We start from the raw sequence: 17,930 nt of genomic DNA, 5'->3' as shown, positions 1-17,930 counted from the left end.
CACCGGACAGCCGCCGGACACCCACCGGACGAAGGGGACCCCCATGACCTCCAGCATCGAACTCGCGGACGACAAAAGCCTGTGCGTGCTCAGCACCAGCGACATCGCGGGCATCGACATCACGCTGACCGACGTCGTCGACGTCGTCGAGCAGGCGTACCGCACGCTCGCCGACGGTCAGTCGGACAACCCGCGCAAGCTGACGGTGAAGCCCGCCGACGGTCACTCCGTCTCGTACGCGATGCTCGGCCGCGACGGCGTGCGCAACGTCGTCGCCATCAAGACCTCGTACAAGCACGGCCTGCACGAGGAGCGGGACAAGCAGCACTACTACACGGCGCTGACGATCTACGACGACGTGACCGGTCTGCCCGTCGCCATGATGGACTGCGGCCGCATCGGCTCCCTGCGCACCCCGGCCGTCTCCGCCCTGCTCGCCCGCGAACTGGCCGCACCCGGCAGCCGCACCGCCCTGGTCATCGGCACCGGCACGCAGGGTCGGCTCGCCCTGCCGTTCCTCCTCACCACCATGCCGCAGCTCGACCGGCTGATGGTCTACGGCACCCACCCCGACGGCATACGCGCCGTGCGCGAGCAGCTGCACGCCCACTTCCCCGACCGTGAGGTCGAGATCGTCGACGACCTGCGTGCCGCGGCCGGAGCCGCCGACGTGGTCGTCGCCACCGCCGGCCCGAACACCCCGGCCGAGGTCGAGGCCGACTGGCTGGGGCCCGCGGCCCTGTGCATCCTCGTGGGCCACGGCATCGGGCCCTCCACGCTCCACCGGGCCGACCGGGTCATCGCCACCAGCGCCGCGCAGATGAAGGTCACCGGCACCGACATGGCCGACGCGAACGGCGAACTCCGGGACGTCGACGCCGAGTTCCCCGAGGTCCTCGCGGGCCGTGCGTCCGGACGCACCGACGTGGGACAGAGCATCTTCGCGTACAACAGCGGTCTCGTCGTCACCGACATCGCCCTCGGCCACCGCTTCGCGCAGCTCGCCCTCGCCCAGGGCGCCGGAACGCGGGTGCCGCTGTGGCAGTGACGCCCCCGCCGAGCCTGCCGGCCCACCCCGATCCGCGGCTCGACGCGATCCTGGCCGGCGACCTGCCGCACGAGCTGGCGCACGCGTTCGGCGGCCCCTTCCACCTCCTGCTGCCCGAACGCTTCGACGCCAACGTCGCCGCCTTCCGCACCGCCCTCGACGAGGCGGGCGTCGACGGCCGCGTCTACTACGCCAAGAAGGCCAACAAGGCGGCCGCCTGGATCGAACGGTGCGCCGTGGACGGCACGGGGGTCGACGTGGCCTCCCTCGGCGAGCTGCGCGAGGCGCTCGGCCACGGCGTACGCGGCGAGAACGTCGTGGTGACCGGACCCGCGAAGTGCGACGACCTGCTGCGGATCGCCGTCCTCCAGGGCTGCCTGATCGCCGTCGACGCCCTCGACGAACTGGACCGGGTCATCTCGCTCACCACGGTCACCCGCCCGGCCCGGCTGCTGCTGCGCCGACTCCCCCCGGCCCAGCCCCACAGCCGCTTCGGCCTGGACGACGCCGAGCTGGCCACGGCCCTGGAGCGGTGCGGGGAGGCTGCCGACGCCGTACGGATGGAGGGCTTCTCCTTCCACCTGTCCGGCTACGCCACCCAGCCCCGCGCCGACCTCGCCGGTGAGCTCGTCGAACTCTGCCTCAAGGCCCGCGTCATGGGCCTGCAGGCCGACCGGATCAGCATCGGCGGCGGCTTCGCCGTCGACTACGCGGCGGCCGGCGACTGGGACCGGTTCCTCGCGGAGCAGGGCCCCGCCGACTACCACGCGGGCAAGACCTTCACGACCGCCGACTTCTACCCGTACCACTCGCCCGTCGCGGGCGCCGACGCACTGCGGGCCGTCCTCACCGCCCGCCCGTCCGGCACGGGAGCCCCGCTCGCGGACCGGCTCCGCGAGGCGGGGGTCATGCTCCTGATGGAACCCGGCCGCGCCCTCCTCGACCGAGCCGGCTGCACCGTCTTCCGCGTCCAGGGCGTCAAGGAGCGGAGAGGGTACGAGATCCTCACCGTGGACGGCACCAGCCTCAGCCTGTCCGAGCAGTGGTTCAACAGCGAGTACCTCCCCGACCCCGTACTCCTCACCACCGGCGACCGGCCGGACAACGCCCCCGTACGCGCCTGCGTCGGCGGCGCCACCTGCCTGGAGTCGGACATGCTCACGTGGCGCAAGGTCGCTTTCCCGGCCCGGCCGCGCGCCGGGGACCTCCTGGTCTACCCCAACACCGCCGGATACCAGATGGACTCCAACGAGTCGCCCTTCCACGACCTTCCCCTGCCCCCGAAGGTCGTCGTCGACGAAGCAGACGGACGCGTCCGCTGGCGGCTCGACCGCCGCCCGCCCTCCTGACCCGCCCCCCACCTGGAGCCCCTCATGCACAAGGACCTGATGCGCCCCGCCGTCGTCAGCCGCGTCTCCGACCTCATCGGCCACACCCCGCTCTTCGAGCTGTGCCGCACCGAGAACGGCAGCCGCCTGCTGCTCAAGCTGGAGCAGTTCAACCCCACCGGCACCGCGAAGATCCGCATGGCCCGCGCCATGATCGACGCCGCCGAGGCGGCCGGCGAACTCCGCCCCGGCGGCCGCATCATCGAGTCGACCTCCGGCAACACCGGTCTCGGCCTCTCCGTGATCGCCGCCGAACGCGGCTACACCTTCACCGCCGTCGTCGACAACCATGCCGCCGCCGACAAACTGCGCGGCATGAAGGCCATGGGCACCGAGCTCGTCTACGTCGTCGACGACGGCACCGAGGAACTGGCCACCGCCGCCCGCGAGGACCTCGCCGAGAAGATGGCCGACGAGGATGACGACGCCGTCTTCACCGAACAGCACAACAACCCCGCCAACGCCGTCGGCTACTACGCCGTCGGCCGCGAACTGGACGCCGCCCTCGACGGCCGCATCGACATCCTCGTCGGTGCCGTCGGAACCGGCGGCGGGCTGTGCGGCACCGGCCTCGAACTGCGCCGCACCGTCCCGGACGTCCGCATCGTCGGCGTCGAACCGAAGGGCTCCATCGCCTTCGGCGGCCCCGCCCACGACTACTACCAGTCCGGCACCGGCACGCCCGAGGGCGCCACCATCGGCGCCCTGGTCGACTTCGACCTCATCGACGAGGGCGTCAAGGTCGGCGACGTCGAAGCCTTCGCCACCGCCCGCGTCGTCGCCCGCAAGACGGGCCTCCTCATCGGCGGTTCGGCCGGCGGAGTCGTGTACGAGGCCCTGACCCGGATGACCGCCCTCCCGCCCGGGACCACTATGGTCGCCTTCGTCAACGACGGCGGCGAGAAGTACATGGACACCGTCTTCAACGACGACTGGATGAACGCTCGCGACCTCATCGACCCCACGGTCGAGCGCGAGATCGACGAACTGCTCACCAAGCTCCGCGGGAACTGACACCGATGCCGACCCCCATACGCACCCTGCTGACCGACAGCCGCGCCCTCGCCACCCTGGCCGTACCGCTCGCCCTCACCCAGCTCGCCCAAGTCGCCCTCACCACGACCGACACCGTGATGATGGGTCTCATGGGCGCCGAGGCCCTCGCGGCCGGCGGCCTCGCGATGGTCGTCTTCAACCAGCTGCGCACCATGGGCGTCGGCATGGTCACCGCCGTGGGCAACCAGGTCGCCGCCGCGGCCGCCCGCGCCGAAGCGGCGGACACCGACACGGCACGGGCCGAGGCCGCCGAGGACGTACGCGACCTCGTACGCGCCGCCCTCGCCCTGGCCACCCTCGCCGGCCTCGCCGGCGCCGTCCTCATGATCCTCATCGGCCACGCCGTCGCCTGGCTCGGCCAGGACGCCTCCGTCGTCGACGCGGCCAAGCCCGTCCTCTACGCCATGGCCCCGGGCCTCATCCCCTGCCTGTGGTTCCAGGCCATCCGGCAGTTCACCGTCGGCATGCGCCGCCCCCAGGCCCTCCTCCAGATCACCCTCGCCTCCATCGCCGTCAACGCCGCCCTCAACTGGGTGTTCATCCACGGTACTTGGGGCCTGCCGAAGCTGGGCCTGCCGGGCATCGGCGTCGCCACCTCCCTGGTGTACCTCCTCTCCTGCCTGGCCCTGTACGCGTCCACCACCCGCGATCCGCAGCTCGCACCGCTCCTCGACATCCGCGTATGGAAGACCCGCCCGGGCACGCTGCGCCGCCTCACCGGCCTGGGCACCCCCATCGCGGCCACCTACGGCTCCGAGGCCGGCTTCTTCTTCGTCGTCGCCCTCATCGTGGGTACGTTCGGCAGCGCCGCCCTCGCCGCCCACACCGCCGTCAACCAGCTCATCTACATCGTCTTCCAGATCGCCGTCGGCCTCTCGCACGCCGCGTCCATCAACGTCAGCCGGGAACTCGCCCTCGGCCGCATCGACGCCGCCCGACGCCTGAAGAACACCGCCCTGGCCTGTGCCGCCGCCGTCATGGCCGTCGTCGGCGCCGTCTACCTCCTCGCCCCCGAGCTGGTCCTGCGCCCCTTCCTCTCCCCGGACGAGACCCAGGCCCTCGCGATCGGCGCCGACCTCCTCCTGATCGCGGCCGTCCTCCAGTTCTTCGACTGCACCCAGAACATCGGCGTCGGCCTGCTGCGCGGCCTGGACGACACCAAGGGCGGCTTCCACGTCACCCTCATCGGCTACTGGCTCATCGGCCTGCCCGCCGCCTGGATCCTCGGCAACCTCACCGGCCTCGACACCACCGGCGTCTGGCTCGGCCTCCTCACCGGCCTCACCGCCACCGCCCTCCTCCTCCTGCGCCGCTACCACCACGGCCTCGCGGCACGTGCGGCCGCCATCCCGGCGAAGGCGGAGGAGGGAGCGACAGCCGGCTGATCGGGCGAGCGCGCCCGCCGGATGCCGCCTGGCAGGGGTGGCGGCCGCGGCGGGAAGCGTCGCGTACCGTGCCGCAGGGCGGCTTGCCGGGGAGGGCGCGCGGTGGGCGCGCCCTCCTGGCCGTGGCGGACGGGGCCACGGGCACGTCCGCCACCAGGACGACGAGCAGCGCGCACCCGAAGACGGGCAGTGCCCAGCCCGGCGCGGCGACGGCCGGAATGACGGCCCGCGTCGTCGACGACGGCGACCTCGTCAGCGTCGGCGGCATCACCGCGGAGGGAGGCGGCGGCCCGGGCCCGGGGCATCCGCCCCGTGTCGGTGGGGCAGGTTCGCGGCGAGGGCCGGACCCCGTCCGCTTCAGGTGCCGATGAGGGCGTCCACAACGGCTCTGGCGACGCGGCTCGCGCGCTCCGGTGTCCAGTACGCGGGCTCTTCCAGGGTGGAGACGTAGTAGCCCCGGGTCAGCAGGGAGAGGACGTCGGCGGCGAGGCCGGCGTCCGGTGCGCCCGCGGCGAGGGACGCGTCGAGGAACTCCTCGCGTGCTTCGTGCGGTTCCTGGCGGTCGACGCCGTTGGGGTCGGAGTGTGCCGACGAGAGCATCTCGACCCAGAGCGTGCGGAGCAGCAGGTCCTCGGGCTCCGTGCTCAGGTGCCACTCCACCGTGGCTCGCAGCCGGTCCGCGCCGGACAGGTCGCCCAGGTGGGCCTCCAGGTCGGCCCGCCACCGGGACTCGGCGGCGCGTACGGCGTTGGTGATCAGCGCGGTGCGGGTCGGCACGTAGTTGGTGACCATCGCCGTGGATCCGCCGAGTTCCTTGGCCACGGCGCGGATGGTGACGGCGCGCGCGCCGTCCCGGGCGGCGACAGCGAGGGTCGCCTGGGCGATTGCCCTGCGGCGCTGGACTTCGTCGACGTCGATCGGCATGGAATCAACCTAGCTCAGAGGGGGGTTGACACTGAACGCACCTAGATGCAACGTTGTTATATCACGTTGTTTTCTAAAGGTTTGCTTCCCTGGAGTGGCTTCATGACCCTTGCCGTCCGACGCGTCACACCGGAACCCGTCCCTCCCTCCGCGAGCCAGTGCATGGTGCGCATGCGTGACGGAGTGCACCTGGCCACCGACGTGTACGGCGCCGATCAGGGGGCGGCGCCCGCGCCGACGATCCTGGCCCGCCTGCCCTATGACAAGAACAGCCGGTACGCCTTCTTCGACAAGATCGCGGACAGGTTCACGGCGCGTGGCTACGTCGTGGTGGTCCAGGACGTCCGGGGCAAGTTCCGCTCGCAGGGCAGGACTCTGGGCTGGACCGGAGAGGTCGACGACGGCTACGACACCATCGAGTGGATCACCCGCCAGCCCTGGTCCGACGGGCTCGTGGGCATGTTCGGCGACTCGTACTACGGCTTCACCCAGTGGTCCGCCGTCTCCAGTCAGCACCCCGCCCTTCGGGCCATCGTCCCCCGGGTGACCAGCACCACGAACGCCCCTGGCATCGCCACCTACGACTCGGGCTCCGGGCGACAGCCCCTGTGGCTGGAGGGGGCCACCTACCAGGCGCAGGTGTGGACGGACAACGACATCCACGAGTTCGACGTCGATCTCGGCCGACGCCCGGTCATCGCCGCCTACGAGGAGGCGTTCACCGCGATCGGGAAGCGCTCCGCCGGGTTCGACCTCATCGTCGGCGGCATCCCCCTCGACCCGTACAACGGTCCGCATCCCTACGACGCCCGCCCCGTACCCGTACTGCACTGCGTGGGCTGGTTCGACAACCTCGGCATCGCCCACATGCGCGACTACACGGAGCTGGCCAAGCGCCCCGGCTGGGCGGCCGTCCAGTACCTGATCGCCGACACCATCGACCACGAGAACTACTTCCTGGAGGACGCCCCGGCGGCCCCGGAGACCGACCACCTGGCCGGCGACGCCGCCCTCGCACGCATGCTGGACTCCTACACCGGTCCCGCGATCGAGTTCTTCGACGTCTTCCTCAAGGGCGTCGCGCATCCCGACTCGCTGCCCCGGGTGCGTTGGAAGCTCGGCCACGTGGGCTGGCGCACCTCGGCCGCGTGGCCGCTGCCCGAAGCCGGGGCGGCCGAGTTGTACCTGAAGGAGCCGGCCGCGGCGACCGGCGCGGTTCCCGGTGGAAAACTGGCCCCGAGTCCGGATGGCACATCGGGATCGGCGGAGTGGAGGTACGACCCCGACGATCTCGTACCGTCGGCCGCGGCTGATACGTTCCTGCAGTTGCGCGACCACGTCGACGAGCGCCGCACGCTCGATCGGGACGACGTGCTCGTGTTCACCGGCCCCGCCTCCGGTCGGCCACTCGACCTCGCCGGCCCCGTCCACGCGGTGCTGCACGTGGAGAGCACGGCCCCCACGTTCGACATCTTCGTACGCCTCCTCGACCTGGCCCCGGACGGCACGGCACGCCTCATCGTGCGCGGCTGCGCCCAGGCCGACAGGCCGGGCGAGGTCGAGATCGCCCTGGGGCACACCGGCTACCGGGTGCGCCCGGGCCACCGCCTCGCGCTGATGATCGCCGGCAGCGACTTCCCGAACCACCTGCCCAACTCCGGCTCCCTGGAGAGTCCGTGGCTGACGACCGCTCCCAAGGCGAGCCTGCAGAAGCTCCGGACCGGCACCGCCCACCCCTCCCGCCTGTGTCTGACCGTCCTGCCCGAAAGCGGCGAACAGCCCCTGCACCCAGGAGGGCCCGTGCTCCCTCTGCGACATCTCCCCGGCACGACTCCGGCAAGCGGCGCGGGAGCGCACCACCCGGCCGTCCGACAGTGCCGTGAAGGAGGCGGTCCGAAGTGAGTCCCCGATTCGTCGCGGTCAGGCTGGGCATGCTCGTCCTGACCGTACTCGCCTCCAGCCTGGCCATCCACGGCGCGATGTTCCTCACTCCCGGGGACCCCGCCACGCTGCTCGTCGGGGGCAGCCGGAATCCCGATCCCGCCGTGCTGGCGCAGATCCACCGCGAGTACCACCTGGACGATCCGTTCATCCAGGGCTACTGGCACTGGCTGAGCGACTTCCTTCAGGGGGACTTCGGCAAGTCCCTCGTCTACCGCGACTCCGTCGCCGGCCTCATCGGCGCCCGCGCCGGCGACACCCTGGCACTCGTCGCCTACGCCTCCGCCCTCGTCCTCGTCGGCGGCACCGTCATCGGCACGGTCGCCGCACTGCGCGGCGGACGCACGGAAACGCTGGCCACGACCCTGACGGCGGGTGCGATGGCGGTGCCGACCTTCGTCATGGCGGTCCTGCTCATCTGGCTCTTCGCCGTCCAGCTCCCGTGGTTTCCCGTCTACGGCTCCGGCGAGGGCTTCACCGGCACCCTGACGCACCTGACGCTTCCGGCCGTCGCGCTGGCGCTGAGCTGGATCGGCTACGTCGCCCAGGTGACCCGGACCGCCGTCCGCGCGGAGATGCGCTCCGAGCACGTGGAGACCGCCCGCAGCCGCGGCGTCCCCGAACGCACGGTGATCAGGCGGCACGTGCTGCACAACGCCTCCGGACCCGTCTTCGCCGTCTCCGGCGTCGGCATCGCCGGACTCATCGCCACCGCGGCCGTCGCCGAGCAGGCGTTCGGCACCGGAGGCCTCGGAGCCCTCATGATCGAGGCCGCGTCCAAACAGGACATGGCCGTCGTCCAGGCCGTCTCGCTGATCTTCGTGATCGTCTTCGTCGTCATCAACACCACCGTCGACCTCGTCAGCGCCGCCTTCGACCCCCGAACCGCACAGAAGGGGGCTGCCCGATGACGACCGCCCCGTCGACCCGCACCTCGCCCGAACGGCGGACCGGACGCCCCCGCGACCACCTGACGCCCGGCGCGGGATGCGTCGTCGCCCTGTTCGTCCTGCTGGCCGTGCTCGGGCCGCTGCTCGCCCCGCACGACCCGAACGCCGTCGACCCGCTGAACGTCAATGCCGGACCGTCCGTCACCCACCTTCTCGGGACGGACGACACCGGACGCGATCTCCTGTCCCGGCTGATCGCCGGAACCCGCGCCAGCCTCGCCGCCCCCGCCGTCGTGATCGCCGCGTCCACCACGCTCGGGACCCTCCTCGCGCTTGCGGCAGCCTGGTTCGGAGGCTGGCCGGACCGGTTCGTCTCCGGGGCCCTCGACATCGTCTTCGGCTTTCCGGGGCTCATCATGGCCGTCCTCGTCGCCGCGGTCTTCGGCGCCGGACTCACCGCACCGATCGTCGCCCTGTCGATCGCCTACCTGCCCCTGATCACCCGCGTCGTACGATCGGCCGCGATCAAGGAACGCGGTCTGCCGTACGTGTCGGCGCTCCAGCTCCTCGGCGCGCCCACCGCCCGCATCTGGCTGCGGCACCTGCTGCCGAACCTGCTGCCGCTCGTCCTCGTCCAGGCCACCATCGGCTTCGGATACGCCCTGCTCGACGTGGCCGCGGTCTCCTTCCTCGGACTCGGCAGCCGGCCCCCAGACCCGGAGTGGGGACTGATGGTGTCCAACGGAGCCCCCTCGATCCTTGCCGGCCGGCCGCAGCAGTCGCTGTACGCGGGCATCGCCATCCTGATCGTCGTCGTCGCGTTCAACCTGCTGGGGACGGGACTGTCCCGACGTCTGCTCGGAGAGAACGCATGAGCACACCGCCCCTGCTCCAGATCAACGCGCTCGGCATCGACCTGCTCCTCGACGGCGCCCCGCGCACCGTCGTCCACCGCGCCGACGTCACCATCCCCGAAGGCAGGGCCGTCGCCCTGGTCGGCGAATCCGGTTCCGGCAAGTCCCTGACGGCCCGCTCCGTGATGGGGCTGCTGCCCGAGAGCGCCCGGATCCACGGAGAGGTGCTGTTCGCCGGGGAGTCGGTCCCGCGGATGAAGCCCGAGCACCTGCGCGCCTTCCGCGCGACCGAGGTCGCCATGGTGTTCCAGGACCCCAGGGCCCACATCAACCCCGCCCGCAGCGTCGGCGACTTCCTGATCGAGGGACTGACCACCACACGTCGTGTCCCGGCCGCCGAGGCGGTCGGGAAGGTCACCCGAATCCTGCGGGAGGTCGGCATCGCCGACGCCGACCGGCGCATGCGCCAACGGCCCCACGAGCTGTCGGGCGGCCTGCTCCAACGCGTCATGATCGCCGCGGCGCTGGCCGCCGAACCACGTCTGCTCCTCGCGGACGAGCCGACCACGGCCCTCGACGTGACCACCCAGGAGGAGGTGATGGCCATCATCGGAGAAGCCCGCGAAGCCCGCGGTCTCGCCATGCTGTTCATCACCCACGACCTGGAGCTCGCGGCCGCCGTGTGTGACCGGGTCGTGGTGATGTACGCGGGCACGACCGTGGAAGAACTCCCGGCCGACCGCCTGCGCGGGCGGGCCGCCCACCCCTATACACGTGCCCTGCTCGCCTCCCGTCCTTCGGTCTCCGACGCCGGCGCGGAGCTCCGTTCGATCCCCGGAAGGCCCCTGTCCGGCTTCGAAGCCCCTGACGGGTGCGCCTTCAGCGACCGATGTCCCCACGTTCAGGACCTGTGCCGAAGCGACCGGCCGCAGCCGAGCTCCGAAGCCGACGCCTCGGCGGCCTGCCACTTCCCCCGCACGTTCACTCCCGAGGAGTCCGCCCGCCGTGCTTGAGGTACGCAACCTCCGTAAGGAGTTCGGTGACTTCGTCGCCGTGGACGACGTGACGTTCTCGCTCCCGGAGCGGGGGTCCCTGGCCATCGTCGGCGAGTCGGGATCGGGCAAGACGACCACCGCTCGCATGATCGCCGGACTCGAGACGCCCAGCGGTGGACACGTCGTCGTCGTCGCCGGCGACGAGCGCGGGCCCGGCCGGCCACGCTCGCGCGAGCGCCGCGCCCGCGGCCGCCAGGTCCAGATGGTCTTCCAGGACCCCTACTCTTCCCTCGACCGGCGCCAGCGCGTCGGCGACGCCCTGGCCGAGGCGGTCGCGCTGCACCAGCGCCTGCCGGCGGACCGGCTCCGCGCCCGCGTGGCCGAACTGCTGGACATGGTGGGTCTGGACGACCGGCAGGCGCGCGCCCTGCCGAAGGCGCTCTCCGGCGGACAGCGCCAGCGCGTCGCGATCGCCCGCGCCCTGGCCGCCGAACCACGAACACTGATCCTGGACGAGGCCATCGCGGCTCTGGACGTGTCCATCCAGGCGCAGATCCTGGCCCTGCTCACCCGCATCCGCACGGACACGGGGACCGCGCTGCTGTTCATCACGCACGACCTCGGCGCCGTCCGGCACATCAGCGACGACGTTCTGGTGATGCAGGCGGGAAGAGTCGTCGAGCGCGGCCCCGTCGCATCGGTCCTCGGCGACCCCCGGGACCCCTACACCCAGCGCCTCATCGCCTCCGTCCCGAAGCCGGGCTGGAAGCCGCGCAGAAGGGCGAACGACGCCGCCGCCTGATGTTCCGTAGGCCGCGCGGCTCACCGAGCGAAGACGGCTGTCCCGGCGAGGGAGCGGGGCAGCCGTCCTCCTTTCCCTCGGCCACGACATCTGCAAGCCGGTCGAGACCCGTCGGACGGGGCCGCTCGTCACCGACGCCGCTGCGGCCTTCCGCCCCGGCGCGGCGGGTGAACGGGACGTTGCCGACGCCGTGCTCGCCGACCTCGGCCGACGGGCGAACGGCCTTCGACGGCCCGACCGCTGCGGGCCGACGCCGCTCAGGGCGCTTCCACCAGCGGGGGCTCCCCCGGGGGAGCGGTCAGCGCCGCACGCAAGGCGCCGACCGCATCGGCGCCGATGCGGTCCGCCAGGACGCCTTCGATCACGACGAGGGTGTCCTGGGCGCGTCGGTGCACACGGGCGCCCTCGGCGGTGGCGCGGATCAGGCGGCTGCGGGCGGAGGCCGGATCGGGGACCTGCTCCAGCAGCCCCATGCCGATGAGGGCGTGCACGGCCTGATGGGCGGTCTGCCGGGTGACGCCCATCCGGCGAGCGAGCTCGGAGACGGTCGTGCCCTCTTCGTCGAGGGCGGCGAAGACGGTCGCCTGCCCGACGGTGACCGGCTGCTCGCCGGCGGCCCGCATGCTGGCCAGCAGCGCGTCGTCGAACCAGCGCTTGGCGTCGGTGAGCAGCTGGGGCAGGTTGCGCGCGGGGGTGTTCATGGCTCCTCACGGGACGGGGCTTCGAGCATAGCGACCGCGCGGGGGTGCCCTCCGTCATGAATGTCAGGTAGCCTGACATTCATCAGTCCGTCGTGCCGGAGGTTCCCATGACCATGGAGTTCGCCCGTCCCAGCCGCCCGCGGTCGCACATCCCGGCCGAGCCCGGAAAGCCGTACTTCATCGAGAAGGGCATGGGCGACCGCGCCCACCTCTTCACCGACCTGGTCACCGTCTACGCGGGCGGCGAGCAGACCGAGAACGCCTTCAACTTCTTCACCGTCGAGGGCCCCAGGGGCGAGATGATCCCGGCCCACGTCCACTCCGACACGTACGAGGTCTTCTACATCACCGACGGTGCGGTACGGCTGTTCGTCGAGGACCTGGAGGGCGAGCAGCACGAAAGGCTGCTCACCGCCGGCGACTTCGGCTTCGTGCCGAAGAACTGCCCGCACGCCTACCGCATCGAGCGCCACCACAGCCGGGTCGTCGGCGTGGCCGCCGGACCCGGCGGCACCTTCGAGCGGTTCTTCGAGACCCTCGGCGTCCCGACCGAAGAGCTCGGCCTGCCGCCCGAGCCGTACGTACCCGGCCCGCACAAGTTCGCCACCGTGCCGCGCCGGTACGACGTGCGCTTCCTGCCCGAGCACCAGTGGCGCACCGGGAGCTGATCCCGTGCCGTACGTCCGGACGTTCTTGACCGGGGTGCTGGTCGGCGTCCTCTACGCGGTGCTGCGGGTGAAGGCCCCGGCACCCCCGCTCGTGGCGCTGCTCGGCCTGCTCGGGATGGTCGCCGGGCAGAGCGCCCTCGGGGCGCTGTGACCGCCCCGCGCCGACCGCGCCCGTCCCGGTTCGCCCGCCGGGCCACGGTCTCCTTCACCGCCGGGATGGTGATGGGCGCCGTGTGCTGGGGACTTGGGCTCACCGCGCCCGCGCCGACCCTGCTGGGCCTGGCAGGGCTGCTGGGCGTCGGCATCGGCGAGCGCGCGGCCACGGCGTGCGGCACCCGCCTGGCCCACCGCCGCCCACGTCTCCGCCCCCAGCGGCCCGCTCGCCCCGACAAGACCGCGTCCTGACCCCAGAGAGGCTCCCATGCCGTTGACGACCGACCTCGCCGCGTTCCTGGCCCCGCCGGCCCCCGAGCAGTCGCCGCTCCCGCCCGCCGCGCACCCCGCCCCCGGCGTGCGGCTGCTGCGCGGTGTCCCTTACGCCCACCGGGAAGGCGTCCGGCCGCTGGAACTCGATCTGTGGCTGCCCGACGGGACGCACGGCCCCCTGCCGGTCGTCCTCTACCTCCACGGCGGGGGCTGGCGCGCGGGCACGCGCACGGAGATGGGGCCGCGCTTCCGCCACTGGAGCCCCCACCCCTTCGCACGTCTCGCACAGGCCGGGTTCGCGGTCGCCTCCGTCGACTACCGGCTCAGTGGCGAGGCCGTCCACCCGGCCCAGCTCGACGACACGACGGCGGCTCTGGGCTGGCTGGACGCCCGAGCCGACGAGATCGGCCTGGACACGCGCCGGACCGTGGCGTGGGGCGAGTCGGCCGGCGCCCACCTCGCCGCCCTGCTCGCCCTCTCCGCTCCCCTGAGCGGCTGCGTCGCCTGGTACGGGCCCACCGACCTGACCACCCTGCCCGGCCAGTGCCCGCCCGGCGCCTACGACGCCTCCGACCCCACCACCCGCGAAGCCCTGCTGATCGGAGCGGCGATCGCCGACGCGCCGGACCTGGCCCGCGCCGCGAGCCCGGTCACCCACGTGCACGCCGACGCGCCGCCGTTCCTCGTCCTGCACGGCACGGAGGACGCGCTCATCCCGCTCGCCCAGGGCGAGCAACTGGCCGCCGCACTGCGTCAGGTGGGCGCCGGCGTCGACTTCCGGCCCGTACCCGGCGCCGACCACGGCTGGGCGGGTCTGGCGGACGACGAAGCCGAGCGGTGCTTCACCGCGTCCCTGGCCTTCGCCCACGCCTGCACCGCGAGCCCGCTCCCTCCCGTGAACCCGTAGTCCGGCGCACGCTCGGCGTCGATGTGGGGGAGATCGGGCGGTCAGCCGGCCTGCGCCCAGGAGAGGGTCGGCCTGGTCCGCGTGGCTCGAGCCTCGATCGCCGTGGCGACGTGGAGCAGCAGGTCCTCTTGGAAGCGGCCGCCGATCAGCTGTACGCCGGAGGGCAGTCCGTCGCGCAGGCCGGTGGGTACGGAGACGGCGGGGAATCCGAGGACGGGGACGGCCTGCATCGGCCACTGTGCGGCCAGGAGTTCGCTCACCCGGGCGTCGCCGGCGAGGTCGGCGTCCTGCTCGAACGGCGGCTCGGCGCAGACCGGCGTCAGCACGATCCGATCCTGGCCCAGGAACTGCTGGAGGCGGCTGATGAGGGTGCCGCGGCGGGCGTAGCCCCGGATGTAGTCGGCGAGGGTGGGCTGCTCGCCCCAGGTCTCGGCGGCGGCGGTGAACGAGGCGGCGAGCGAGATGCGCACGGTGTCGTCACCGAACCGCTCGATTTCGGACATCATCGTCTTCAGCTCCTGGTAGAGCAGGAGCGACCACAGTCGGGCGGCCTCGCCGAGGAGGGGAAGCTCGACCTCCTCCACCTCGTGGCCGGCCTCGCTGAGCCAGCGGGCCGCGTCGTCGATGGCGGCGTTGACGCCGGGATGCGGCTTGGCGCCGCCGGCGTCGCGGACGACGGCGACCTTGACGGGGCCGGGCTCGCCCAGCGGCGGGCGCACCGGGAGGCCGACGGGGTCGTTCAGGTCCGGGCTCACCATGGCGTGCAGGCCGAGCCGGACGTCGTCGACGGTCCAGCCGAGCGCTCCGTGGACCGCCATGGTCTGGAAGGACAGAGGGCTGTCGAACTCCTCCGCGCCGCGCGGTTCCACCCCGGAGACGAGTCCCATGGTGGGGCGCAGGCCGACCGCGCCGCAGCAGTAGGCCGGGAAGCGGACGGAGCCGCCGATGTCGTTGCCCTGCGCGATGGGGGTCATGCCGGCCGCGACCGACGCGGCGGCGCCGCCGGAGGATCCGCCGGGGGTGTGGCCGGGGCTCCACGGGTTGAGCGTCTTGCCGTGCAGGTCGTTGCCGGTGAACCAGCGCACGGCGAAGGCGGGGCTGTTGCTGCGTCCCAGCAGGGTCGCCCCGGCCTCGCGGAGGCCGGCGACACAGACGGCGTCGTCCTGGGCGACGGTGCCGGCCCAGGCGGGAACGCCGTGCGAGCTGGCGTAGCCGCGCTGTGAGGTGTTGATCTTGGTGGACACCGGGACGCCGAGCAACGGGGGCAGGTCACCGCCGGTCGCGACCGCCGCGTCGGCGGCGGCGGCCTGGGCCAGGGCTTCCTCCGGCCGGATGTCCACGAGGGCGTTGAGCGCCGGGTTGGTCTCCTCGATGCGCGCGAGGAACGCCTCGGCGACCTCGGTCGCGGAGAACGTCTTCGCGCGGATGCCGGCGGCCAGTTCGGCAGCCGAGTGGTCCCACAACGGCCTGCCGCTGGTGGTGTCGGTCATCGTCGTCTCCTGGTTCGAAGGGGTGGTGGTCACTTGGCGGTGCCGCCGAGATGGGCGGCCCACGGCATGCCCATGTACGCGAAGGAGGTCGGCGCACCGCTGATGCGCTTGTTCATGAACATCCGCTCGTGCGTGCCGGCCAGGAACACGGCCGGGGTGGTGGGGGTGAACAGGGCCTGGGCTTCGGCATAAGCCTCGGCCGAGGCCGCGGGGTCGGAGGAGGTACGGGCCTGGTCGAGCAGCCGCGTCACCTCGGGGTTGTCGTAGCCCGTCCAGTTGAAGAGGCCACGGGGGGTGACGCTCTCGGCGACGTAGGACGACGGGTCGGGCATCGTGACGTAGCCGAAGGTGAGGATGAGGTCGAGGCCCTTGCGGACCGAGGAGTCGTAGAAGAGCGAGGACATCTCGGTGGGCTGGAGCTGCTTGATCTCGATGTCGACGCCGATCTCCTTGGCCGCGGCCTGGATGAAGGTCAGCGCCTGCAGTCCGCGCTGGTCCCCGGCGGGGATGGCGGCCACCAGCGGATGCGGGAGGGGGAGGGCCTGCGCGACCAGCTTCTTCGCCTTCTCCGCGTCCGGCTTCGGGACCTCGGGCAGTGCCGCGTAGGCGGCGTCGAACCGGGCGGCGGCCTTGTCCCCGCGCCAGGTCAGCGGCGGGACGAGCGACTTCAGGGGGGTGGCGTCACCGCCGAAGACGTTCCTGATCAACGCGTCGCGGTCGATGACCAGGGACAGGGCGTCCAGCAGCTTCCGGTCGGCCGCGGGCGACTCGGCGTTGCCGGGAATCAGCAGCACGTTCTGGGTCGACGGGCCGAGGTGCACGGCACCGTCGCCGGCCTTGCCGAGCGCGGTGGCGCTGCTGGGCGGCAGCTCGTAGGTGCCGTCCACCTCACCGGACAGCAGCGCGCTGGTCAGCGTGCTGTTGTTGGTGATGAACTGGAACTCGACCTGCTTCGCCTTCGGCTTGAGCTTGGTGTCCCAGTACGTTTCGTTGCGTTCCAGGGTGATGCCGTTGCCGGACTTCCAGGAGCCCAGCTTGAACGGCCCCGTACACATCAGGCCGCCCCTGGCGGTCCCGTAGGCGGGGCCGGCCTTCTCGGTGTACGCCTTCTGGCTGACCGCACCGAACGACGTGGCGAGCGCCTTGGGGAGCGTCTGGTCGTATCCCTTGGTCCGCAGGGTCACCTGGTGGGGGCCGGTGGCCTTGATCGAGGTCACGGCGGACAGGTAGTTCCCGTACAGGGCCTGCGTCCTCGGGTCCCGCTGTCGCTCCAGGCTGTGGATCACGTCCTGGGGCGTCATGGGCGAGCCGTCCCAGAACGTCACGCCGGGGCGAAGGTCGAGAACCAGAGCGTGGTCGTCGGCCCAGGCGACCTTCTGGGCGAGGCCGGGGCTCAGGGAGAAGTCCGCGTTCATCCGGGTCAGGGTGTCGCAGAGGTTGGCTTCGACCGTCTGGGGCGAGTAGTCGCCGATCTTCGCGGGGTCGAGGGTCGTCGGTTCACCGTAGGGCAGGGCCCAGGTGATCCGGTCCACTTCGGCGGTTCCGGGTGCCGTGGTGGTGGTCAGACGGCCGGGCTCGGGGGCGGCGCCGTTTCCGTTCGACGAGCTGGTGCAGGCCGTGGTGGCCAGCAGTCCCACGCTCGTGAGCAACGCCAGCACCGATTTCTTCGCAGCCATAGCTGGTGCTCCTTGCCGAGGGGAGTCGAGGGGAGTCGGGAGGAGTGAGGGGAGAGAAGGGGACGCTCGACACGGGGAGAGAGATGAGACACGCCGACGAGCCGTCGTAAACGAACGTCATATAACGTTGTTGCATCTCACGCTTGCATCTGGTGAGCTAACGCGTCAAGAGCAAGACGTGGCCGGATCGCATCAGGACTTCGGGTGCGCCGTCCTCTCACAGAAGCGGAGAGCCACCGTGTCCTTCATTCCTGCCCTCGACTTCGTGTTCGAGATCCGCGCCGAGGTGTCCGAAACGCTGCACATCGGCAACGGCGACGGAGAGGTCACCGAGTTCACCCCCATCACCGGGGGCACCGTGGACGGTCCCCGCTTGCGCGGGAAGGTCCTTCCCGGCGGAGGCGACTGGAGCAGCACGCGCGGGGAGGTGTGCGAGCTGGAGGCCCGCTACCTGCTCCGGGCGGAGGACGGAGCCGTGATCGACATCGTCAACCGCGGCTACTACCGACCCAAGGCCGACGCCCCGGACCAGTTCGACGGAGAGGTGCAGGTCTCCGAGGCCGGCCACTACTACCGCACGTCGCCGGTCTTCCGTACGGACGCCCCCGCCCACCGCTGGCTCGCGGAGACCGTCTTCGTGGGGCTCGCCCGCCCGGACGGCGACAATGCCGTGGTCATCCGCATGTACGCGCTCAGGTAGCGGTCCGGCCGCGGCCCTCCAGGTCGATCTCGGTGACGGTCTCCTCGACGAAGGGGATCATCAGCTCGGTGCCGTCGGG

General features: G+C 71.9%; 18 protein-coding genes. 14 read left to right on the top strand and 4 right to left on the bottom strand.

The features are described from left to right. Positions 1–43: 43 nt before the first annotated feature. From ABZ318_RS25395 to ABZ318_RS25380, 4 genes are read left to right on the top strand one after another with little or no spacing between them, the layout of a single operon-like run. Positions 44–1,048 carry an ornithine cyclodeaminase family protein gene (locus ABZ318_RS25395; protein ID WP_356904775.1) on the top strand — a complete coding sequence of 335 codons (1,005 nt, stop codon included), beginning with the start codon at positions 44–46 and terminating at the stop codon, positions 1,046–1,048. After that, on the top strand, positions 1,039–2,397 hold the full coding sequence (locus tag ABZ318_RS25390) for a Y4yA family PLP-dependent enzyme (RefSeq protein ID WP_356904774.1): 1,359 nt from the start codon (positions 1,039–1,041) through the stop codon (positions 2,395–2,397). The genes ABZ318_RS25395 and ABZ318_RS25390 overlap by 10 nt, the downstream gene beginning before the upstream one ends. 24 nt (positions 2,398–2,421) lie before the next feature. Next, the gene (locus ABZ318_RS25385; RefSeq protein WP_356904773.1) at positions 2,422–3,450 is read left to right on the top strand and encodes a cysteine synthase family protein; all 1,029 of its coding nucleotides are present in this window, start codon (positions 2,422–2,424) and stop codon (positions 3,448–3,450) included. A 5-nt stretch (positions 3,451–3,455) separates the two neighbouring features. Beyond that, positions 3,456–4,877 carry an MATE family efflux transporter gene (locus tag ABZ318_RS25380; protein ID WP_356904772.1) on the top strand — a complete coding sequence of 474 codons (1,422 nt, stop codon included), beginning with the start codon at positions 3,456–3,458 and terminating at the stop codon, positions 4,875–4,877. Positions 4,878–5,234: 357 nt separating this feature from the next. Here ABZ318_RS25380 and ABZ318_RS25375 read toward each other — a convergent pair whose 3' ends face one another. Continuing rightward, the gene (locus ABZ318_RS25375) at positions 5,235–5,801 is read right to left on the bottom strand and encodes a TetR/AcrR family transcriptional regulator (RefSeq protein ID WP_356904771.1); all 567 of its coding nucleotides are present in this window, start codon (positions 5,799–5,801) and stop codon (positions 5,235–5,237) included. A 171-nt stretch (positions 5,802–5,972) separates the two neighbouring features. On the opposite strand from ABZ318_RS25375, the gene ABZ318_RS25370 reads away from it, so the two are divergent. The 5 genes from ABZ318_RS25370 to ABZ318_RS25350 are packed head-to-tail and all read left to right on the top strand — an operon-like array spanning position 5,973 to position 11,283. Further along, positions 5,973–7,703: a CocE/NonD family hydrolase gene (locus ABZ318_RS25370; protein ID WP_356904770.1), complete on the top strand. Its 1,731-nt coding sequence runs from the start codon at positions 5,973–5,975 to the stop codon at positions 7,701–7,703. Continuing rightward, a complete protein-coding gene (locus ABZ318_RS25365) occupies positions 7,700–8,653 on the top strand; it encodes an ABC transporter permease (protein ID WP_356904769.1) in 954 nt (317 codons plus the stop codon). The genes ABZ318_RS25370 and ABZ318_RS25365 overlap by 4 nt, the downstream gene beginning before the upstream one ends. Further along, positions 8,650–9,507 carry an ABC transporter permease gene (locus tag ABZ318_RS25360; RefSeq protein WP_356904768.1) on the top strand — a complete coding sequence of 286 codons (858 nt, stop codon included), beginning with the start codon at positions 8,650–8,652 and terminating at the stop codon, positions 9,505–9,507. Before ABZ318_RS25365 ends, ABZ318_RS25360 begins: the two co-directional genes overlap by 4 nt. Further along, a complete protein-coding gene (locus tag ABZ318_RS25355; RefSeq protein ID WP_356904767.1) occupies positions 9,504–10,499 on the top strand; it encodes an ABC transporter ATP-binding protein in 996 nt (331 codons plus the stop codon). Before ABZ318_RS25360 ends, ABZ318_RS25355 begins: the two co-directional genes overlap by 4 nt. Then, complete coding sequence (locus tag ABZ318_RS25350) at positions 10,492–11,283, top strand: ATP-binding cassette domain-containing protein (protein WP_356904766.1); 792 nt, start codon at positions 10,492–10,494, stop codon at positions 11,281–11,283. Before ABZ318_RS25355 ends, ABZ318_RS25350 begins: the two co-directional genes overlap by 8 nt. A 257-nt stretch (positions 11,284–11,540) precedes the next feature. Here ABZ318_RS25350 and ABZ318_RS25345 read toward each other — a convergent pair whose 3' ends face one another. Further along, positions 11,541–11,984: a MarR family transcriptional regulator gene (locus tag ABZ318_RS25345; RefSeq protein WP_356904765.1), complete on the bottom strand. Its 444-nt coding sequence runs from the start codon at positions 11,982–11,984 to the stop codon at positions 11,541–11,543. Between the two features lie 107 nt (positions 11,985–12,091). Here ABZ318_RS25345 and ABZ318_RS25340 point away from each other — a divergent pair, with 107 nt between their 5' ends. From ABZ318_RS25340 to ABZ318_RS25325, 4 genes are read left to right on the top strand one after another with little or no spacing between them, the layout of a single operon-like run. Then, entirely contained in the window at positions 12,092–12,652 is a 561-nt protein-coding gene (locus ABZ318_RS25340) for a quercetin 2,3-dioxygenase (protein WP_356904764.1), read from the top strand. A gap of 4 nt (positions 12,653–12,656) precedes the next feature. Further along, complete coding sequence (locus ABZ318_RS25335) at positions 12,657–12,803, top strand: DUF1427 family protein (protein WP_356904763.1); 147 nt, start codon at positions 12,657–12,659, stop codon at positions 12,801–12,803. Then, the gene (locus ABZ318_RS25330) at positions 12,800–13,057 is read left to right on the top strand and encodes a XapX domain-containing protein (protein ID WP_356904762.1); all 258 of its coding nucleotides are present in this window, start codon (positions 12,800–12,802) and stop codon (positions 13,055–13,057) included. The genes ABZ318_RS25335 and ABZ318_RS25330 overlap by 4 nt, the downstream gene beginning before the upstream one ends. Positions 13,058–13,073: 16 nt before the next feature. Beyond that, on the top strand, positions 13,074–13,985 hold the full coding sequence (locus ABZ318_RS25325; protein ID WP_356904761.1) for an alpha/beta hydrolase: 912 nt from the start codon (positions 13,074–13,076) through the stop codon (positions 13,983–13,985). A 41-nt stretch (positions 13,986–14,026) separates the two neighbouring features. Here the strand turns inward: ABZ318_RS25325 and ABZ318_RS25320 are convergent, their stop codons facing one another. Further along, on the bottom strand, positions 14,027–15,475 hold the full coding sequence (locus ABZ318_RS25320) for an amidase (RefSeq protein WP_356904760.1): 1,449 nt from the start codon (positions 15,473–15,475) through the stop codon (positions 14,027–14,029). A gap of 29 nt (positions 15,476–15,504) precedes the next feature. Next, the gene (locus tag ABZ318_RS25315; RefSeq protein ID WP_356904759.1) at positions 15,505–17,151 is read right to left on the bottom strand and encodes an ABC transporter substrate-binding protein; all 1,647 of its coding nucleotides are present in this window, start codon (positions 17,149–17,151) and stop codon (positions 15,505–15,507) included. A 238-nt stretch (positions 17,152–17,389) separates the two neighbouring features. Here ABZ318_RS25315 and ABZ318_RS25310 point away from each other — a divergent pair, with 238 nt between their 5' ends. Then, positions 17,390–17,851, top strand: a complete 462-nt coding sequence (locus ABZ318_RS25310; protein ID WP_356904758.1) for a DUF3237 domain-containing protein — start codon at positions 17,390–17,392, stop codon at positions 17,849–17,851. Positions 17,852–17,930: the final 79 nt, after the last annotated feature.

The sequence above is a fragment of the Streptomyces sp. NPDC006197 genome (assembly GCF_040613865.1).
Taxonomy (GTDB): Bacteria; Actinomycetota; Actinomycetes; order Streptomycetales; family Streptomycetaceae; genus Streptomyces.
This window is presented reverse-complemented; position numbering and strand designations above follow the sequence as displayed.